Source organism: Paraburkholderia sediminicola (assembly GCF_046026895.1).
Classification (GTDB): Bacteria; Pseudomonadota; Gammaproteobacteria; order Burkholderiales; family Burkholderiaceae; genus Paraburkholderia; species Paraburkholderia sediminicola_C.
In genome coordinates, this window is record NZ_JAQQEU010000036.1 from 48365 (window position 1) to 64605 (window position 16241).

General features: G+C 61.4%; 19 protein-coding genes and 1 tRNA gene. 5 read left to right on the forward strand and 15 right to left on the reverse strand.

Features of this window, described 5'->3' with window-relative positions:
- Positions 1–89: 89 nt before the first annotated feature.
- Positions 90–755, forward strand: a complete 666-nt coding sequence (locus PQR02_RS23720) for a TetR/AcrR family transcriptional regulator (RefSeq protein WP_408236684.1) — start codon at positions 90–92, stop codon at positions 753–755.
- A gap of 85 nt (positions 756–840) precedes the next feature.
- The gene (locus PQR02_RS23725) at positions 841–1395 is read left to right on the forward strand and encodes a DUF1415 domain-containing protein (protein WP_408236788.1); all 555 of its coding nucleotides are present in this window, start codon (positions 841–843) and stop codon (positions 1393–1395) included.
- A 76-nt stretch (positions 1396–1471) separates the two neighbouring features.
- Here the strand turns inward: PQR02_RS23725 and PQR02_RS23730 are convergent, their stop codons facing one another.
- Entirely contained in the window at positions 1472–2314 is an 843-nt protein-coding gene (locus PQR02_RS23730; RefSeq protein ID WP_408236687.1) for a class I SAM-dependent methyltransferase, read from the reverse strand.
- A 386-nt stretch (positions 2315–2700) separates the two neighbouring features.
- On the opposite strand from PQR02_RS23730, the gene PQR02_RS23735 reads away from it, so the two are divergent.
- Positions 2701–3021 (forward strand): type II toxin-antitoxin system HicA family toxin, encoded by a 321-nt coding sequence (locus PQR02_RS23735; protein ID WP_149673043.1) that lies wholly within the window; start codon positions 2701–2703, stop codon positions 3019–3021.
- 118 nt (positions 3022–3139) lie between these two features.
- On the opposite strand, the gene PQR02_RS23740 is transcribed toward PQR02_RS23735, so the two are convergent.
- Positions 3140–3349, reverse strand: coding sequence for a DUF1059 domain-containing protein (locus tag PQR02_RS23740; RefSeq protein ID WP_408236691.1), 210 nt, complete (start codon positions 3347–3349; stop codon positions 3140–3142).
- Between the two features lie 387 nt (positions 3350–3736).
- On the opposite strand from PQR02_RS23740, the gene PQR02_RS23745 reads away from it, so the two are divergent.
- Positions 3737–5038, forward strand: a complete 1302-nt coding sequence (locus tag PQR02_RS23745) for a TIGR03862 family flavoprotein (protein WP_408236694.1) — start codon at positions 3737–3739, stop codon at positions 5036–5038.
- Positions 5039–5088: 50 nt separating this feature from the next.
- Here the strand turns inward: PQR02_RS23745 and PQR02_RS23750 are convergent, their stop codons facing one another.
- From PQR02_RS23750 to PQR02_RS23785, 8 genes are all read right to left on the reverse strand, one after another.
- A complete protein-coding gene (locus PQR02_RS23750) occupies positions 5089–6213 on the reverse strand; it encodes a methyltransferase (protein ID WP_408236697.1) in 1125 nt (374 codons plus the stop codon).
- Between the two features lie 781 nt (positions 6214–6994).
- Positions 6995–7070: transfer RNA gene (locus PQR02_RS23755), tRNA-Thr, on the reverse strand.
- A 19-nt stretch (positions 7071–7089) separates the two neighbouring features.
- Positions 7090–7602 (reverse strand): ClpXP protease specificity-enhancing factor, encoded by a 513-nt coding sequence (locus tag PQR02_RS23760; RefSeq protein ID WP_408236700.1) that lies wholly within the window; start codon positions 7600–7602, stop codon positions 7090–7092.
- A 64-nt stretch (positions 7603–7666) separates the two neighbouring features.
- Complete coding sequence (locus PQR02_RS23765) at positions 7667–8278, reverse strand: glutathione S-transferase N-terminal domain-containing protein (protein ID WP_006052302.1); 612 nt, start codon at positions 8276–8278, stop codon at positions 7667–7669.
- Between the two features lie 95 nt (positions 8279–8373).
- Entirely contained in the window at positions 8374–9129 is a 756-nt protein-coding gene (locus PQR02_RS23770) for a cytochrome c1 (RefSeq protein ID WP_408236703.1), read from the reverse strand.
- Positions 9130–9151: 22 nt separating this feature from the next.
- Positions 9152–10531, reverse strand: coding sequence for a cytochrome b (locus PQR02_RS23775; RefSeq protein WP_408236706.1), 1380 nt, complete (start codon positions 10529–10531; stop codon positions 9152–9154).
- The gene (petA, locus tag PQR02_RS23780; protein ID WP_408236791.1) at positions 10531–11151 is read right to left on the reverse strand and encodes a ubiquinol-cytochrome c reductase iron-sulfur subunit; all 621 of its coding nucleotides are present in this window, start codon (positions 11149–11151) and stop codon (positions 10531–10533) included. The genes PQR02_RS23775 and petA overlap by 1 nt, the downstream gene beginning before the upstream one ends.
- A 220-nt stretch (positions 11152–11371) precedes the next feature.
- On the reverse strand, positions 11372–12118 hold the full coding sequence (locus tag PQR02_RS23785) for a Nif3-like dinuclear metal center hexameric protein (RefSeq protein ID WP_408236709.1): 747 nt from the start codon (positions 12116–12118) through the stop codon (positions 11372–11374).
- 19 nt (positions 12119–12137) lie between these two features.
- Between PQR02_RS23785 and PQR02_RS23790 the strand changes: the two genes are divergently transcribed.
- Positions 12138–13358, forward strand: a complete 1221-nt coding sequence (locus PQR02_RS23790; RefSeq protein WP_408236712.1) for a Do family serine endopeptidase — start codon at positions 12138–12140, stop codon at positions 13356–13358.
- A 139-nt stretch (positions 13359–13497) separates the two neighbouring features.
- Here the strand turns inward: PQR02_RS23790 and tatC are convergent, their stop codons facing one another.
- The 5 genes from tatC to PQR02_RS23815 form a co-directional block, all read right to left on the reverse strand.
- Positions 13498–14280, reverse strand: a complete 783-nt coding sequence (tatC, locus tag PQR02_RS23795) for a twin-arginine translocase subunit TatC (protein WP_408236715.1) — start codon at positions 14278–14280, stop codon at positions 13498–13500.
- 34 nt (positions 14281–14314) lie between these two features.
- Positions 14315–14833, reverse strand: a complete 519-nt coding sequence (tatB, locus tag PQR02_RS23800; protein WP_408236718.1) for a Sec-independent protein translocase protein TatB — start codon at positions 14831–14833, stop codon at positions 14315–14317.
- Between the two features lie 39 nt (positions 14834–14872).
- The gene (tatA, locus tag PQR02_RS23805) at positions 14873–15112 is read right to left on the reverse strand and encodes a Sec-independent protein translocase subunit TatA (RefSeq protein ID WP_408236721.1); all 240 of its coding nucleotides are present in this window, start codon (positions 15110–15112) and stop codon (positions 14873–14875) included.
- Positions 15113–15358: 246 nt separating this feature from the next.
- A complete protein-coding gene (locus PQR02_RS23810; protein ID WP_408236794.1) occupies positions 15359–15724 on the reverse strand; it encodes a histidine triad nucleotide-binding protein in 366 nt (121 codons plus the stop codon).
- An 83-nt stretch (positions 15725–15807) separates the two neighbouring features.
- The gene (locus tag PQR02_RS23815) at positions 15808–16203 is read right to left on the reverse strand and encodes a DUF4870 family protein (RefSeq protein ID WP_408236724.1); all 396 of its coding nucleotides are present in this window, start codon (positions 16201–16203) and stop codon (positions 15808–15810) included.
- Positions 16204–16241 lie beyond the last annotated feature (38 nt).

A 16241-nucleotide genomic window follows, 5' to 3' on the forward strand; every position in this document is an offset into this window, starting at 1 on the left:
GACTTGTGACAGATCAGTCACAATGGTGTTGCGATATTAGTTACTGGTCGGTAACATGTCAAGGCGTCAGTTCAATTCAGGTGGCCATCATGTCCGACAGCGAAACCCTCAAGCCTACCGGCGAGGCTCCGGCGCGGCGTGCGCGCAGCGCGCAGACAGCCGGACCGCAGGCGCAGCAGAATTTGCTGCGCGCCGCCAGCGAGTTGTTCTATCGCGAGGGCGTGCGCGCAGTCGGCGTCGACGCCGTGGTCGAGCGCGCCGGCGTGAACAAGATGAGTCTGTATCGCCAGTTTTCGTCGAAGGACGAATTGGTGATGGCTTATCTGGAGCAAAAGGACGAGCAGTTCTTCGGCTACGTGGAGAAGAGTTTCGCCAAACATCCGGGCGAACCGGCGCGCCAGCTTCAACAGTATTTCGACGACCTCGCGGTGCGCGCGTCGATCGACGACTATCGGGGCTGTCCTTTCGTGAACGCGTCTGTGGAGTTTCCCGACACCGCGCATCCGGCGCGGCAGTTCGTGTTCCGCAACAAGCAGCGCCTGATGGCGCGCCTCACCGAATTGGCGGCCGCGGCGGGCGCCGATGACCCGGAGGCGCTTGCGAATGCGCTCGGCTTGATGATCGAGGGCGTGTATGCCGCGAGTCAGACCTACGGTCCGGGATGCGGGCCCATTCTGGCCGCGCCGAAGGTCGCCGCGCAGTTGATCGCCGCCGCGTGCAGCGGGGCCGCGCAGGAAGTGACCCGAGTCGCGTGATTTGACCCGGCAGTTTTGCGCTGGACGCAAATCGCGGCGAACCCCCGCCGTTAGAATGGCACTTTTATCCGCTGTGCCGCCCGCCATGCCGTTGCCCGCCGAATCCCACGATGCCGTCGTAGCCGCCACCCGTCACTGGCTGACCGAGGCGGTGATCGGGCTCAATTTGTGTCCGTTTGCGAAGGCCGTGCATGTGAAAGGGCAGATACGCTACGCCGTGAGCGACGCCGTCGACATGGAAGCCGTGTTGACCGATCTCGAAGCCGAGCTTCAGACACTGATCTCGACCGATCCGCAGACCATCGACACCACGCTGCTGATCCTGCCGCGCGCGCTCGGCGATTTTCTCGACTTCAACGATGGCGTGTTTTTCGCCGACCGGCTCGTCAAGCAGCTTCGGCTCGAAGGGATCGTTCAGATTGCGAGCTTTCACCCGGCTTACCAGTTTGAAGGCAGCGAGCCCGACGACATCGCAAACTACACGAACCGGGCGCCCTATCCGATCCTGCACCTGCTGCGCGAGGACAGCATCGAGCGGGCCGTGCAGGCCGTCCCCGATGCGGAAGATATTTACGAGCGCAATCAGGCAACCTTGCGGCGCATTGGACTAGCCGGCTGGAACGCGTTGATGAAGCGCTGATTCGCTCAAGAGCCGCGGCTCGCGAAGGCCGCCGCGCCTGGCAAAGAAGGTGCGCCCCCGCCGTGCGGGGCGCAGTTCAGGCAGGAGCAAAAAACCGCTCTTTCAGCTCTTCGATACCAAGCGTTTCCATCACCTCGTTGAGCCGTTCGGCTGGCCGGCGCCGCGGCAAATCCTTGTACTGCGCGATGATCAGCTCGTTCTTCATCGAGTGTTCCCATCCGACCAGCTCGGTCACGTTGACCTGATACCCGTGCGCTTCCAGCTGCAAACAGCGCAGCACGTTCGTGATCTGGCTGCCGAATTCACGGGTGTGCAGCGGATGCCGCCAGACCTCCGTCAGCGCGTTCGCGAGCGATTTGCCCTTGTTCCGCCGCAGCACGCCGGCCACCTCGGCCTGACAGCAGGGCACGACCACTATGTACTTCGCCTGTTTTTCCAGCGCGAAGCGGATCGCGTCGTCGGTTGCGGTGTTGCACGCGTGCAGCGCCGTCACGATGTCGATCTGCGCAGGCAAACTGGCCGACGTGATCGACTCCGCCACCGACAGGTTCAGAAACGACATCCCCGTAAAACCCAGCCGTGCGGCCAGCTCTTCGGACTTCGTCACGAGGTCTTCGCGAGTTTCAATGCCGTAAATGTGCGAAGCAGCACCTGCGGCCCCCTGAAACTCCTTGAAGAAAAGATCGTAGAGGATAAAACCTAGGTATGACTTGCCCGCGCCGTGATCGACGAGCGTCAAGTCACCCTGCTTGTCCTTGAGGTCTTTGAGCAGCGGCTCGATGAACTGGAACAGGTGGTACACCTGCTTCAGCTTGCGGCGGCTGTCCTGATTCATCTTGCCATCGCGGGTGAGGATGTGGAGCTCTTTCAACAGCTCGACGGACTGGTTCGGACGGATTTCGTGGGTTTTGCTGGACATCGTGTGAACCGTCGTCAATTGCAGGGCGAACGTGCGACAGATGACGGAAAAAGGGAAAAGTTACTGTCAGTTTACCTAATGTGCGGGTCGCTAACCCAAGGAGCTGCCCAAACCATTCGGGAAAAGCGGTCAATCTGGAACGCTTGCTGCTCGAAAAGCATCACGCGAACGTTTCGGGAGTGGCCAGAAAAAATCAGCTTGCGCGGCGGCCGAGCCCCATCGCGCAAGCCGTGTCGCCAGAACAAGACGCTGCCGGGCGTGACAACGCTCACGCGAACCGAATGCATGTGGGGAGGACGGACCCGAAACAGGGCCCCAACGTTACGTAACCAGCAGCGCGCCGAGATATCAACCGGACGCGCGCTCGGATGATAGAAGAGGCGGCAATGGACACGGTACCCAACGGAAACGTCGAACAGAAATTTCAGGAAATGCTGGCGAAGCTCACCGCGACGCCCGTCTGGTCGGAAAAGCAGCAACTCGAACTGGAGATGGCGCGCGATATCTCCACGGAAATGCTTCGTCTCGCCGAAGTCATGCGCGACGGCAGCGTCGACATGGAAACCTGTCTGACCATGCTCAAGTACGCCAAAGTGCTCGACTTCGTGATGACCACGCTCGCGTCGCGGCGCGACATCAAACCCCAAACGCTGCGGGTTATCTTCAAGCTCGCCGGGCTGAAGGTGGACGAGGCTTACCCCGGTTGACGATCAGGACACCCCCAAGGACACCCCCGCAGGTTGCATGACAACGCCGCGACCCGCGAACGGTTCTACGCCGCTCGCGCGGGTCGGCCGGCGCGCTTCGTCCGCGCTGGACGGCCGCTCACGTGCGCGGCGCTTCGGCCGGCGGCGTGCCTTCGTGAAACAGCGTCTTCAGTTGCGAACGCAGTTCCGGCGAATCCGTGTGTTTGTGAATGGCGACCGCGTGCTGCACGGCCGCTTCGAGCAATTCGCTCTCGCTATCGGCGGATAGCGCGACGGTGCAGTTCATTTCGCTCGGAAATTCGCGACAGTCGATGTACTTGCGGCTCATGGCAGGCTCCTCGATCCAGACAATGAAACCTTCATGCGGACATCGCACGCGCGAACCGCGTTGCCGACGATGACCGTGGCTGCGATAGCAGGCACGGCCAAATCGGCGGCAAGCTGGCGGTGGACTGGTTTAGCGCGGGGGAAAGACGCGTAGAGCGTCCGATGAAAGGCTTTTAAAAGTATAGTTCCCACCGGTCAAGAACAAAGCAGCAGCTGCGCGCCCCGATGAGGGCGAAAACGCCTAAACCCGGCTCATTTCGCCACCCTGTGCCGCCCGCACGTTTGCCCTGCGGTGTCGGCGGTGTAAAAATAGCGCCCTTCGCGCCGCTCATCGTCATTCGATCAGGCCGGCGCGCCGCCTCCTCGTTCCGCCTATCCGCAGGACCCCATGCCATCTTCCTTCGCTTCCGCCCGTGTCGCCGTGATAGGCGGCGGCCCCGCCGGCCTGATGGCCGCCGAGGCGCTCACCGGGCGCGGCTTGCAGGTCGACCTCTATGACTCGATGCCGTCTGTCGGCCGCAAGTTCCTGATGGCGGGCAAAGGCGGCATGAACATCACGCATTCGGAAGCGCTCGAACCGTTTCTCGGCCGCTATGGCGCCCGCCGCGAGAGGATCGCGCCGCTGCTGGACGTGTTCGGGCCCGGCGCGCTGCAAACCTGGTTGGAGGGGCTCGGCATCGAGACCTTCGTCGGCAGTTCCGGACGGGTTTTCCCAACCGACATGAAAGCAGCGCCGATGTTGCGTGCGTGGCTGCATCGACTGCGGGAAGCAGGGGTGCGCTTCCATATGCGGCACAAGTGGAGCGGCTGGGTGACGAACGCAGGCGGCGGCGATGGCGGTCACGCCGCCCCCGCCGCGCACACGCTGCGTTTTGCAACGCCCGCCGGCGAACACACCGTGACCTGCGATGCCGTCGTGTTCGCACTCGGCGGCGCAAGCTGGCCGCGCCTCGGATCGGATGCTGCGTGGGTGCCGCTGATGGCCGCGCGTAACGTGCCGGTGACCCCGTTGCGGCCCGCCAACTGCGGCTTCGACGCCGACTGGAGCTCGTATCTGCGCGAACGTTTCGCCGGTCAGCCCGTCAAACCGGTCGCCATTTCACTCACCGGCGTAGACAATACAGTCCACAATCGACAAGGTGAAATACTTTTGACTGAAACTGGCGTCGAAGGGAGTCTGATTTACGCGTTGTCGGCAGCCATCCGCGAGCGAATTCTGGCCGACGGCGACGTGACAATCGCGCTGGATCTGACGCCAGGCTTGACGCTCGAACGAGTGGTCGCCGAAGTCACCCGGCCGCGCGGTTCGCGCTCGATGTCGAGTCATCTGCATGGCCGGATCGGCATTGGCGGGGTCAAACTGGCGCTGCTGCATGAGATTCTGTCGAAGGAAGCTTTCGCCGATGCGCACGGCCTCGCGCATGCGATCAAGGCGCTGCCGGTACGGCTCACCCGCGCGCGGCCTATCGCGGAAGCGATCAGCACCGCCGGCGGGGTTCCGTTCGAAGCGCTCGACGCGCAGTTGATGATCGAGCACCTGCCCGGCGTGTTTTGCGCGGGAGAGATGCTAGATTGGGAAGCGCCGACCGGCGGCTATTTGCTGACCGCCTGTTTTGCGAGTGGCCTGGTGGCCGGGCGGGGGGCGGCAGCGTTTGTCGAGGCACAGAAGGGGCACGGGGCCCCGGTTTGACACGCCCCCGCGCGACTTCCCGGCTTCACAGCAAACGCCCGCCTTACCGGTCAACGCGCCTTGAGGCGCCACAGCGACGTCACTTCAGCCATCCGCGCCGTATGTAGCGCGTCGGTTTCATCTGTCGATTTCGGATGCCGGGGACGAATATCCTCGCGCCCCACCACGCTCAGTCCCCCCTTTTCGATCGCGGCAAGCAGCCCGTCGCGCGTGCGCAAGCCCAGATGCTCCGCGAAGTCCGACAGGATCAGCCACCCCTCGCCGCCCGGCGACAGATGTTCCGCGAGTCCATTCAGGAAGCCGAGCAGCATTCGGCTTTCCGGATCGTAGATCGCATATTCGACCGGCGACGCGGGCCGTGCCGGCACCCACGGCGGGTTGCAGACAACCAGCGGCGCCCGGCCTTCCGGAAACAGATCCGCCTGCACCACGTCAACCTGCTGCTCGTAGCCAAGACGCGCAATGTTCTCGCGCGCACACGCGAGGGCTCGCGGGTCTTGGTCCGTGGCGATGATTTTCTTCACGCCGCGCCTGGCGAGCAGCGCGGACAATACGCCCGTGCCCGTGCCGATATCGAACGCCTTGTTCAGCGACGGCAACGGCGTGCGCGCGACGAGATCGACATATTCCCCGCGCACGGGCGAAAACACCCCGTAGTGCGGGTGGATGCGATCGCCTAGCGCCGGAATCTCGACGCCCTTCTTGCGCCACTCATGAGCGCCGATGAGTCCGAGCAGTTCGCGCAGCGACACGACCGACGCTTCGTCGGCGGACGGTCCGTAGGTTTCGAGGCACGCCTGCTGCACGTCGGGCGCGCGGCGCAGCGGGATGCCGTAGGCGGCGTCGAGCGGAATCAGGATCATGCCGAGCGTGCGGGCGCGCTGCGACTGCGCCTGCCGGTGCAGGTTGAACGCATCGATCGGCGTTTCGCCCTGCTTGCGCGGCTTGCGCTCGAGCCGTCGCGTGACCGCCTGCAGCAGTTGGCGAGCGTTCTGGAAATCGCCGTTCCACAACAGCGCCGTTCCTTCGCAGGCGAGGCGGTAGGCCGAGTCGGCGGTAGTCCGGTCATCGGCGACAATCACGCGTTTGGGCGGCGGCACGGCCGCTTCGGAGCGCCAACGCGCGGTGCGAGGGCCGTCGGCTTCGGGCCAGGTAATGGTTGCAGGGCTGGTCATGGTGAGGTGGGATTGGTGTTGCGGGAGTGACGCGATGAGACACCGCGTCGTCGGGGGCGATGCCCGCCGGGGTACTTTGATAGCGATGCCGACTGACGCCCGAATAGTACCTCTGTCGTACGGGTTCGCGGTGGGCTATTCACCGGTGGCCCTGCTTTGCAGAGGATGGCCACAGGAAATGTGGACAAAAAAGTCTACTATCGACAAGGTGAAAGAGATATGGCGATTTTGGCTCCCTTCCGGCCTCACCGACGCTGCGGCCATCCGCGTCGCTGCGCCGTATTTCTCGATGGGCGGACCGCCTTCCGATCGAAAGCCGATCGTCAATTTCACGATGCTCGAATTAGCAACAGTTCGATCCCTGCGCTATCGACAGCGGTCGTCTTGATTTATAAAAATATGCTAAATGAATAAATAACCCGTTGATTTTCTATTGCCTCCAGATCAGCAAATAGACAGCGTCAGACCGGCTCGGTATAGTTCTCAAAAGCAGGAATTACGGCTGACCAAGAGAACCTGAGAGATCAAGAGCGGCGCGGCATGTCAGCTTGCACAGCGCCACTCGAAAAATAACTATTCAGTTGCGGGCATTTCTATGTCCGCAACTCATTTCTTCTCAAAACGCGATCACCACCACTGCGTCATTCGAATTAACGCATTCAAACTTATTTACTTCACAAATACGCGCGATTTTAATAGTGACGCGTCCAGTGCAACGACTAACGGCAAGGCTAATAAAAAACGGGGTTTCTGACTGAACAGAAACCCCGTTTCGTACTTCTGGTGCCGGCTGCAGGACTCGAACCCGCCACCTCATGATTACAAGTCAAGCGCTCTACCTGATGAGCTAAGCCGGCATGAGGCCGTGATTCTACTTCATTTCACGATCTTAAGGCGAGCCCTTCCGCCACCTTTCGATCCATCGTCGTCGGGCTGGGAGCCGTCCGTCGCACTTTCGGCCTTCGCGGCAGCCGCATCGGCCGCCGACGACGTCTCGACCGCACGCGGCGCAGCTGGCGCATCGGTCTCATCCGCCAGTTCCGCATCGGCGCCGGAGTCCTGCGCTTCGCCGCCCGCCGACTCGACCGGGAACGCCATTCCTTGCCCGTTTTCGCGCGCGTAGATGGCCAGAATATTGGCGACCGGCACCTCGATCTTGTGCGACTTGCCGGAGAAACGCGCGCTGAATTCGATCCACTCGTTGCCCATCTGCAGCTGGCTGGTCGCCTCGAAGCTGATGTTCAGCACGATTTCGTTGTCGCGCACAAACTGGCGCGGCACACGCGTCTGATTGTCGACCCGGACCGCGATGTGCGGCGTGTAGCCGTTATCCGTGCACCACTCGTACAGCGCGCGCAACAGATAAGGCTTGGTGGAAATTTCTTGCATCAACAGTCCTCTTACGGACGGGGGCGCGCACAAGCGTGCGGCGCCCTCACCCCAAAAGCCAAACTCAACGGCGCATCACCTTTTCCGAAGGCGTCAGCGCTTCGATGTAAGCCGGGCGGCTGAAAATGCGCTCGGCGTACTTCATCAGCGGCGCGGCGTTCTTCGACAGCTCGATGCCGTAGTGGTCCAGACGCCACAGCAGCGGCGCGATCGCGACGTCGAGCATCGAGAACTCTTCGCCGAGCATGTACTTGTTCTTCAGGAAGATCGGCGCGAGCTGCGTCAGGCGATCACGGATCGCGAGGCGGGCCTTTTCGTGATTCTTCTCGGCGGCCTTGCCCTTTTCGTTTTCGAGCGTGCCGACGTGCACGAACAATTCCTTCTCGAAGTTCAGCAGGAACAGGCGCGCGCGGGCGCGCTGCACCGGATCGGCCGGCATCAGCTGCGGATGCGGGAAGCGTTCGTCGATGTACTCGTTGATGATGTTCGATTCGTACAGAATCAGATCCCGTTCGACGAGAATCGGCACTTGACCGTACGGATTCATCACGGCGATGTCTTCCGGCTTGTTAAACAGGTCGACGTCGCGGATTTCGAAGTCCATGCCCTTTTCGAACAACACCAGCCGGCAACGCTGGGAGAACGGGCAAGTTGTGCCGGAATACAGAACCATCATGTTTACGTTTCCTCAAAAAGCTGAAGGGCCAGCGCGCGGAAAAACCGTTCAGCCGGTTTTTCCTGGCGCCAGCCCCACACCGTGTGACGGCGTGATTATTTGATATGTTTCCAGTACGCGGCGTTCAGTCGCCAGGCGAAAAAGCTCAGGATACCGAGGAACAGCAGCACCCACACGCCAAGCTGTTTGCGGGTTTTCTGCGTCGGTTCGGACATCCATGACAGGTACGACACGAGGTCGGCCACAGCAGAATCATAATCTACCGGCGACATCGTCCCCGGAGTGAGCTGCTGGAAGCCGACAAATTTGTGTATCGTCTCGCCGGTTTTTTCGTCGGTTTCGTCACCGAACTTCGCTGCGCGTTGCCCCTGAAGCTGCCACAGCACGTGAGGCATGCCCACGTTCTCATACACCAGATTGTTCCAGCCGGTCGGCCGCGTATCGTCGCGATAAAAAGTGCGCAGATACGTGTAGAGCCAATCCTTGCCGCGCGCCCGGGCTTCCACCGACAGGTCCGGCGGTGTCGCGCCGAACCACGCTTTCGCGTCGTCCGGGCGCATCGCCACGGTCATCGTGTTGCCGACCTTGTCGGTGGTGAACAGCAGGTTCGCCTGGACTTCGCTGGGCGTGATGCCCAGGTCGGTCAGCCGGTTGTAGCGCATCAGGTTCGCGCTGTGGCAATTCAGGCAGTAGTTTACAAACAATTGCGCGCCGTGCTGCAAAGAAGCGAAATTGTCCGCGTTATCCGGCGCGCGGTCGAGAGGGAAATTCTCGTCCGCGTAAGCCGGGGCCGTCAGCACCGCGAGCAGTGTCGCGCCGATCAGCGCGCACGTCGAAAGCAGTTTTTTCATTGCGTGTTCTCCTGGCTCGCGATTAATGAGGCTTGAACCGCACCCGTTCGGGCGGCTGCTTGAACGTGCCAAGCCGCGTCCAGAACGGCATACCGAGGAAAAACGCGAAGTAGATCAGCGCACATACCTGGGCAATCAACGTCGAGGCCGGCGACGGCGGTTTAGTGCCGAGGAAGCCCAGCGTCAGGAAGGCGAGCACGAAAATCCCGTAGAACACCTTGTGAAAAAACGGCCGGTAACGAATCGACTTGACCGGCGAGCGGTCGAGCCAGGGCAGGAAGAACAGCGAGATCACCGCGCTGCCCATCACCACCACGCCCCAGAACTTCGATTCGGTGAACGCCATCGCCAGAATCACCAGCACCGCGAGCACCGGCAAGCCGAGCTTCCACTTGCCGCGCGCGCGCACCAGCGCGAGCAGGCCGAGCAGCGCGATCACGATCATCAAAACGATCTTGAACGGATCGGTGGTGGCGCGCAGCATCGCGTAGAAGGCGGTGAAGTACCAGACCGGCGCGATTTCCGGCGGCGTTTGCAGCGGATTGGCCGGCACGAAGTTGTTGGCTTCAAGGAAGTACCCGCCCATTTCCGGCGCGAAGAAGATGATCGCCGCGAAGATCAGCAGGAATACCGTCACGCCCATGAAGTCGTGCACCGAGTAGTACGGGTGGAACGGGATGCCGTCGAGCGGAATGCCGTCCGGGCCCTTCTTCGCCTTGATCTCGATGCCGTCCGGGTTGTTCGACCCCACTTCGTGCAGCGCGACCAGATGCGCGATCACCAGCCCGATCAGCACCAGCGGAATCGCGATCACATGGAACGCGAAGAAGCGATTGAGCGTCACGTCCGAGACGACGTAGTCGCCGCGAATCCACAGCGAGAGATCGGGCCCGATGAACGGAATCGCCGAAAACAGATTGACGATCACCTGCGCGCCCCAGAACGACATCTGTCCCCACGGCAGCAGATAGCCGAAGAACGCCTCCGCCATCAGGCTCAGGAAAATAAAGCAGCCGAAAATCCACACCAGCTCGCGCGGCTTGCGATACGAGCCGTACATCAGCCCGCGGAACATATGCAGATACACGACGACGAAAAACATCGACGCGCCCGTGGAGTGCATATAACGGATCAGCCAGCCCCACGGCACCTCGCGCATGATGTACTCGACCGACGAGAACGCGAGCGTCGCGTCGGGCTTGTAGTTCATCGTGAGGAAGATGCCGGTGACGATCTGATTGACCAGCACCAGCAGCGCGAGCGAACCGAAGAAGTACCAGAAGTTGAAGTTCTTCGGCGCGTAATACTCGGAAACGTGCTTCTTCCAGGTGGACGTCATGGGAAAGCGCCGGTCGATCCAGCCGGCCAGCCCGGTCGTCTCTACTTCGTGGTCCATCGCCATTACGCTTCTCCTTTCTCGTCCTTCCCGATCACGAGGCCGGTGGCCGACGTGAACATGAAGCGCGGGATGTCGAGGTTCTGCGGCGCAGGTTTGTTCTTGAAGACGCGGCCGGCCATGTCGTAGGTCGAGCCGTGGCACGGGCACAGAAAGCCGCCTGGCCAGTCGTCCGGAAGATTGGGCTGCGCGCCCTCCTGGAAGCGCGGCGTCGGCGTGCAGCCCAGGTGGGTGCACACGGCGACGGCGACTAAAAGATGCTTGTTCTCGGCGCGTGAACGGAATTCGTTGTTGCAGTAATCCGGCAACGGCATCGAGAAGGGATTTTTGGTCTGGGGGTCCGCTACCTGGTTATCGGCTTTCTGGACATCGGCCAGCATTCTGTCGGTGCGGTTGATGATCCACACCGGCTTACCACGCCAGGCAACGGTCATCATGTCGCCGGGCTTGAGATTGCTGAAATCGACTTCGACCGGGGCACCTGCTGCCTTGGCCCTTTCAGATGGTGCAAACGAACTAACAAAGGGTACGACAATGGCAACGCCTCCTATGCCACCTGCTACGGTCGTCGCTACCAGCCAGTTCCGGCGGCTGCCGTCGACGCGTTCATCTTCTTTGTCTCGCATCACACGCCCCACTTCTGAGTTGGATTTTTCCTTCACGTCGCTTCTACCGCCGCTAGTTTGCGCGAATGGAGTCGCCATTTACAAGGGCCGATTGCCAAATACCGTGCGAAGCCCTTGATAACTCAGGGTTTCTCCGTACGAATCGCAAAGCTTTTCACATCTCCTTTTAAGTGCCCTCTGCGTTATTCGCGCCTTTTGCTTCTTTAATGCAATTCGCAATTCAAACGGGATTAGGGATATCGATAAAGAGGTGTTCGATATCGAACTGCTCGGACAGATGTTTGCCCACAGCCTGCACGCCGAAGCGTTCCGTCGCGTGGTGCCCGGCCGCCAGAAACGCCACGCCGCTTTCCGCCGACGTGTGCATCACCGACTCCGACACTTCGCCGGTCAGGTAGACGTCGGCGCCCGCGCCGATGGCCGCGTCGAACATGCCTTGCGCGGCGCCCGTGCACCAGCCCACGCGCCGCAGTTCGCGATCCGGGTCGCCGAACACGAGCGGCGTGCGGCCGAGCGTCTGTTCGATTTCCGCGGTGAAGTGCGCGAGCGTGATCGGCATCGGAAACGTGGCGAGCCAGCCCAGATTGTTCTCGCCGAACCGCGCGTCGCTGATCCAGCCCATCTTTTCGCCGATCTGCGCGTTGTTGCCGAACTGGGGATGGTCGTCGAGCGGCAGATGATACGCGAACAGGTTCAGGTCGTTGCCGATCAGCAGTTTCAGGCGCGCATGTTTGCGCCCCGTGATCTGAGGCGCTTCGTTGCGCCAGAAGTAGCCGTGATGGACCAGCACGGCGTCCGCGCCCCAGTCGAGCGCCGCCTCCAGGAAGGCCACCGACGCGGTCACGCCGGTCGCGAGCTTGTTGATCCGGCGACGCCCTTCGACCTGCAATCCATTGGGGCAATAGTCCTTGAAGCGCGCGGTTTCAAGAAGATTGTTCAAGTACAATTCAAGTTCGATCCGATCCATATAATCCTCTAGTCTTCAGATGCTTAGACGCTTTTGGCTGTTCTTTGCCCAAGCGGTGACTGTGCTGTTGGCGCTGATGTTCATCATTGCGACTCTCAAACCGCAGTGGCTCCAGCGTCAAGGGCAATTCGGCAAGCAACTCGCCGAACCGATCGTCGCCCTGCGGGAAGTGGCGCCAGGCATCGGCGGCGGGCCAGCCCAGACGTCCTATGCGGACGCCGCGCAAAAGGCCATGCCCGCGGTCGTCAACGTGTTCTCAAGCAAGGATGGCTCACTGCCGCCCGATCCGCGCGCGAAAGATCCGCTGTTCCGCTACTTCTTCGGCGACAAGAACAATCGCAAGCGGCAGGAGCAACCGGCATCCAACCTCGGCTCCGGGGTGATAGTGAGTTCGGAAGGTTACATTCTAACGAACCAGCACGTCGTCGACGGCGCCGACCAGATCGAAATCGCTCTGGCCGACGGCCGCACCACCAATGCGAAGGTGATCGGCATCGATCCCGAAACGGATCTGGCCGTCCTAAAGGTCAACATGACCAACCTGCCCACCATCACGCTCGGACGCATGGACCAGACGCGCGTGGGCGACATCGTGCTGGCGATCGGCAATCCGTTCGGCGTCGGCCAGACGGTGACGATGGGCATCGTCAGCGCGCTCGGGCGCAATCACCTCGGCATCAATACGTTCGAAAATTTCATCCAGACCGACGCGGCGATCAATCCCGGCAACTCGGGCGGTGCGCTGGTCGACGTAAACGGCAACCTGCTCGGCATCAACACCGCGATTTATTCGCGCTCGGGCGGCTCGCTCGGCATCGGCTTTGCGATCCCCGTGTCCACGGCGCGCAGCGTGCTGGAAAGCATCATCACCACCGGTTCGGTCACGCGCGGCTGGATCGGCGTCGAGCCGCAGGACGTGACGCCCGAGATCGCCGAGTCGTTCGGGCTCGACCAGAAGTCGGGGGCGATCGTCGCGGGCGTGCTGAAGAACGGCCCGGCCGACCGTGCGGGCATCAAACCGGGCGACATCCTGATGAGCGTGAACGGCCAGGAGATCACTGACACCACGCGCTTGTTGAACGTCATCGCACAGATCAAGCCGGGCACGGCCGCGAAGGTGCATCTGGTGCGCAAGGGCCGCACGGTCGATCTGGACGTGACCATCGGCAAGCGCCCGCCGCCGCCGAAGCAACCGGCCGAAGAAAACGGCGGCGATCAGCCGGACGATGAAGGCGGTTGAAGCGCGACGGAATACTGCGCGAGCCGCCATGGCCAAATAACGCGGCCAATGGGCCGCAACCAAAACGAAAGGGCAGTCCATCACTGGACTGCCCTTTTTATATTTGTCTGCCGTTTCGCGCAAAACGCCGAGCGCTATATCAGCTCGACGGCGGACTCGCATCCTCGATTACCGCCGGCTGCTTGCTGACGAACAGCCGCGCCGCAATGATGCCGGCCTCATACAGCACGATCAGCGGAATCGCCAGGATCAGTTGCGAGAACACATCCGGCGGCGTGACCACAGCCGAAATCACAAACGCGCCGACGATCACATACGGACGAATTTCCTTCAGCTTCTTGATGGTCAGCACGTTCATGCGAACCAGCAGCACGACGACGATCGGCACTTCGAACGTCACGCCGAACGCAATGAACATGGTCAGCACAAAGCTCAGGTAATTGTCGATGTCGGTGGTCATTTCCGCGCCGAGCGGCGCGTTGTAATGCGCCATCACACGGAAAATGGTCGGGAACACCACGAAATATGCGAACGCCATGCCGCACAGGAAGAGCGTATAGCTGCTCGCCACCAGCGGCCCGACCAGCTTCTTCTCGTGCTGATAAAGCCCCGGCGCGACGAACGCCCAGATCTGGTACAGCACGACCGGCAACGCGATCACGAAGGCGACCAGCATCGTCACCTTCATCGGCACGAAGAACGAGCCAGTGACGTCGGTGACGATCATCTTGCCGTCCTTCGGCAGATTCTGCATCAGCGGGCGCGCCAGCAGCTTGAAAATGTCCGGCGCCCAATACACGAGCCCGATGAACACCACGATGACGGCAAGGCCCGCGCGGATGATGCGGTCGCGCAATTCAACGAGGTGGGAAATGAAGGTCTCTTCAGTGCCTTCGTCCTGGGTTTGCTGGGGGTCGCTCACACCGGCCCTCGGTTAGGGATTGTCGTTCTGAACATCAGAAGAACCGCGTCGGACGACGCATTGCGATAGGCGTATGCCGCGCGACGCGCGCAGCGCCCGACTGCACGCGCGTACGGCGCGTGGTTGCGCGCTTGTACCACGTCGGCATGGCGCCCTGCTTGACACGCCAGTTCTTGCGCCTGGGTGCTGCAGCCGGCGTGCTGCTCGGCCACGACGAAGTGCCGACGTCTTCGAGCGCGCCGCCGGCGATGCTCGGCGACACCGATGTGCCGCTGTTCCACGCTTCGTTCAGTTCGCTTTCGTGCTTGCGCAGATTGTCCTGAACGGCGGTTTCGACATTGCTCGCTGCCGTCTCGAACTCGGTCTTCATGCGACGCAATTCGTCGAGTTCGATTTCGCGCGTGACTTCGGACTTCACGTCGTTGATATACCGCTGCGCGCGGCCGAACAGCGCGCCAGCCGTGCGGGCGACGCGCGGCAGGCGCTCAGGTCCGAGTACGACCAGCGCGACGACGCCGATCAGCGCCATCTTGGTTAGACCGAGGTCCAGCATGAAGTGGAATGTCCGTCAGTAACGCGGGTCAGCCGCGGCTTAGCGGTAATCGCCGGACCGCGGCGTCTTTTCCTTCGCTTCCACATCCACCGCGCCGTTGCGCGGCAGTTCGCGCTGCTGCGCGTCGCCGGCCGGCGTTTCGGCTTCCTTCACGCCTTCCTTGAAGCCCTTCACCGCGCCACCCAGATCAGCGCCGATATTGCGCAGCTTCTTCGTGCCGAACACGAGTGCGACGATCAACAACACGATCAACCAATGCCAAATGCTCAATGAACCCATGACTACTCTCCTTAACCCCGACACCGCATCGCGATGCGGTAAATTTCGTGCGCCTGGCGGCGTGACCTGAAGCGCTGGCGCTCCACCTATACGATACCGCTGGCTGTTCCGATTCGACTGGTGGCATACCCACCACACCATTATGGCCGGGCGACCACGTCGGCGTTATTACAAAGCGGTAAAAACGACGGCCGCGCTATTGTCCCCGACCAAAAGTCGCAGCAAAATCCGCGACCCGCTTTTCCGTCAGCCCATTCGCTGCCACGGGCGCGGTCCCGCAAGAATGTGAGCGTGCAGGTGATACACCTCCTGACCGCCGCCCGGACCGGTATTGATTACCGTGCGAAAGCCCGTTTCACCGCCCGCGTAGGCCACGCCCAGCTGATCGGCCAGACGCGCCACCAAAACCAACATTCTACCAAGCAGCGGCGTATCGCTTTCGGTGCAGTTCGACAACGTGGCGATGTGCTTGCGCGGAATCACCAGCACATGCGTTTCGGCCGCCGGACGGATGTCGCGGAAGGCAACAAACTCTTCGTCTTCATGGACTTTGGTCGACGGGATCTCGCCAGCGGCGATTTTGCAGAAAAGGCAATTCGGGTCGTGACTCATCGTATTCCTGACGCGGTATGACTGGAGCGAAAAGCGTGGCACGGCGACCTTCAAGCCGGACCCGACGAAGGGGCCAGCATGACTCAGACCCAGCCACGCGGATTCGCAAGCGGCTTGTTATCGTACAGATACAGCCAGCCTTTGATAATACGGTACAACATCCAGATGCTGACGGCCCAAAGCACCGGAATGCCGATCACCACCAGCAACAGCATGGCGCCGATCACATAGCCGAGAAGACACAGCCAGAAAGAACGGATCTGCCATTCGAAGTGGGCTTCGTACGGCGTGCCCGCCACATCGGGCCGCTTCACGTAGTTGATGATGATCGCGATCAGGATCGTCAGGCCGCCCGTCAGCCAGTGGACCGCGTACAGCGCGTACAGCACGTGAGTAAGCGTGCGCAGGCTGCGTTCGCGCTCCGGCTCCATGGCGTTGCGATAAACCGGCGGCGGATAGCTCTCGTGCGACTGTTCCATGCTTGCGTCCTCCCGAAGATGCGCTCAGTGCAATGTGG

What these genes read in the sequence shown, in the direction of transcription:
- PQR02_RS23745 (WP_408236694.1), top strand. Translation starts at nt 3,737, where the DNA reads ATGCCATCTTCCTTCGCTTCCGCCCGTGTCGCCGTGATAGGCGGCGGC.
- PQR02_RS23730 (WP_408236687.1), bottom strand. Translation starts at nt 2,314, where the DNA reads ATGTCCAGCAAAACCCACGAAATCCGTCCGAACCAGTCCGTCGAGCTG.
- tatA (WP_408236721.1), bottom strand. Translation starts at nt 15,112, where the DNA reads ATGGGTTCATTGAGCATTTGGCATTGGTTGATCGTGTTGTTGATCGTC.
- PQR02_RS23785 (WP_408236709.1), bottom strand. Translation starts at nt 12,118, where the DNA reads ATGGATCGGATCGAACTTGAATTGTACTTGAACAATCTTCTTGAAACC.
- PQR02_RS23775 (WP_408236706.1), bottom strand. Translation starts at nt 10,531, where the DNA reads ATGGCGATGGACCACGAAGTAGAGACGACCGGGCTGGCCGGCTGGATC.
- PQR02_RS23790 (WP_408236712.1), top strand. Translation starts at nt 12,138, where the DNA reads ATGCTTAGACGCTTTTGGCTGTTCTTTGCCCAAGCGGTGACTGTGCTG.
- PQR02_RS23750 (WP_408236697.1), bottom strand. Translation starts at nt 6,213, where the DNA reads ATGACCAGCCCTGCAACCATTACCTGGCCCGAAGCCGACGGCCCTCGC.
- PQR02_RS23770 (WP_408236703.1), bottom strand. Translation starts at nt 9,129, where the DNA reads ATGAAAAAACTGCTTTCGACGTGCGCGCTGATCGGCGCGACACTGCTC.
- PQR02_RS23735 (WP_149673043.1), top strand. Translation starts at nt 2,701, where the DNA reads ATGGACACGGTACCCAACGGAAACGTCGAACAGAAATTTCAGGAAATG.
- PQR02_RS23740 (WP_408236691.1), bottom strand. Translation starts at nt 3,349, where the DNA reads ATGAGCCGCAAGTACATCGACTGTCGCGAATTTCCGAGCGAAATGAAC.
- tatB (WP_408236718.1), bottom strand. Translation starts at nt 14,833, where the DNA reads ATGCTGGACCTCGGTCTAACCAAGATGGCGCTGATCGGCGTCGTCGCG.
- PQR02_RS23720 (WP_408236684.1), top strand. Translation starts at nt 90, where the DNA reads ATGTCCGACAGCGAAACCCTCAAGCCTACCGGCGAGGCTCCGGCGCGG.
- petA (WP_408236791.1), bottom strand. Translation starts at nt 11,151, where the DNA reads ATGCGAGACAAAGAAGATGAACGCGTCGACGGCAGCCGCCGGAACTGG.
- PQR02_RS23765 (WP_006052302.1), bottom strand. Translation starts at nt 8,278, where the DNA reads ATGATGGTTCTGTATTCCGGCACAACTTGCCCGTTCTCCCAGCGTTGC.
- PQR02_RS23815 (WP_408236724.1), bottom strand. Translation starts at nt 16,203, where the DNA reads ATGGAACAGTCGCACGAGAGCTATCCGCCGCCGGTTTATCGCAACGCC.
- PQR02_RS23725 (WP_408236788.1), top strand. Translation starts at nt 841, where the DNA reads ATGCCGTTGCCCGCCGAATCCCACGATGCCGTCGTAGCCGCCACCCGT.
- PQR02_RS23760 (WP_408236700.1), bottom strand. Translation starts at nt 7,602, where the DNA reads ATGCAAGAAATTTCCACCAAGCCTTATCTGTTGCGCGCGCTGTACGAG.
- PQR02_RS23810 (WP_408236794.1), bottom strand. Translation starts at nt 15,724, where the DNA reads ATGAGTCACGACCCGAATTGCCTTTTCTGCAAAATCGCCGCTGGCGAG.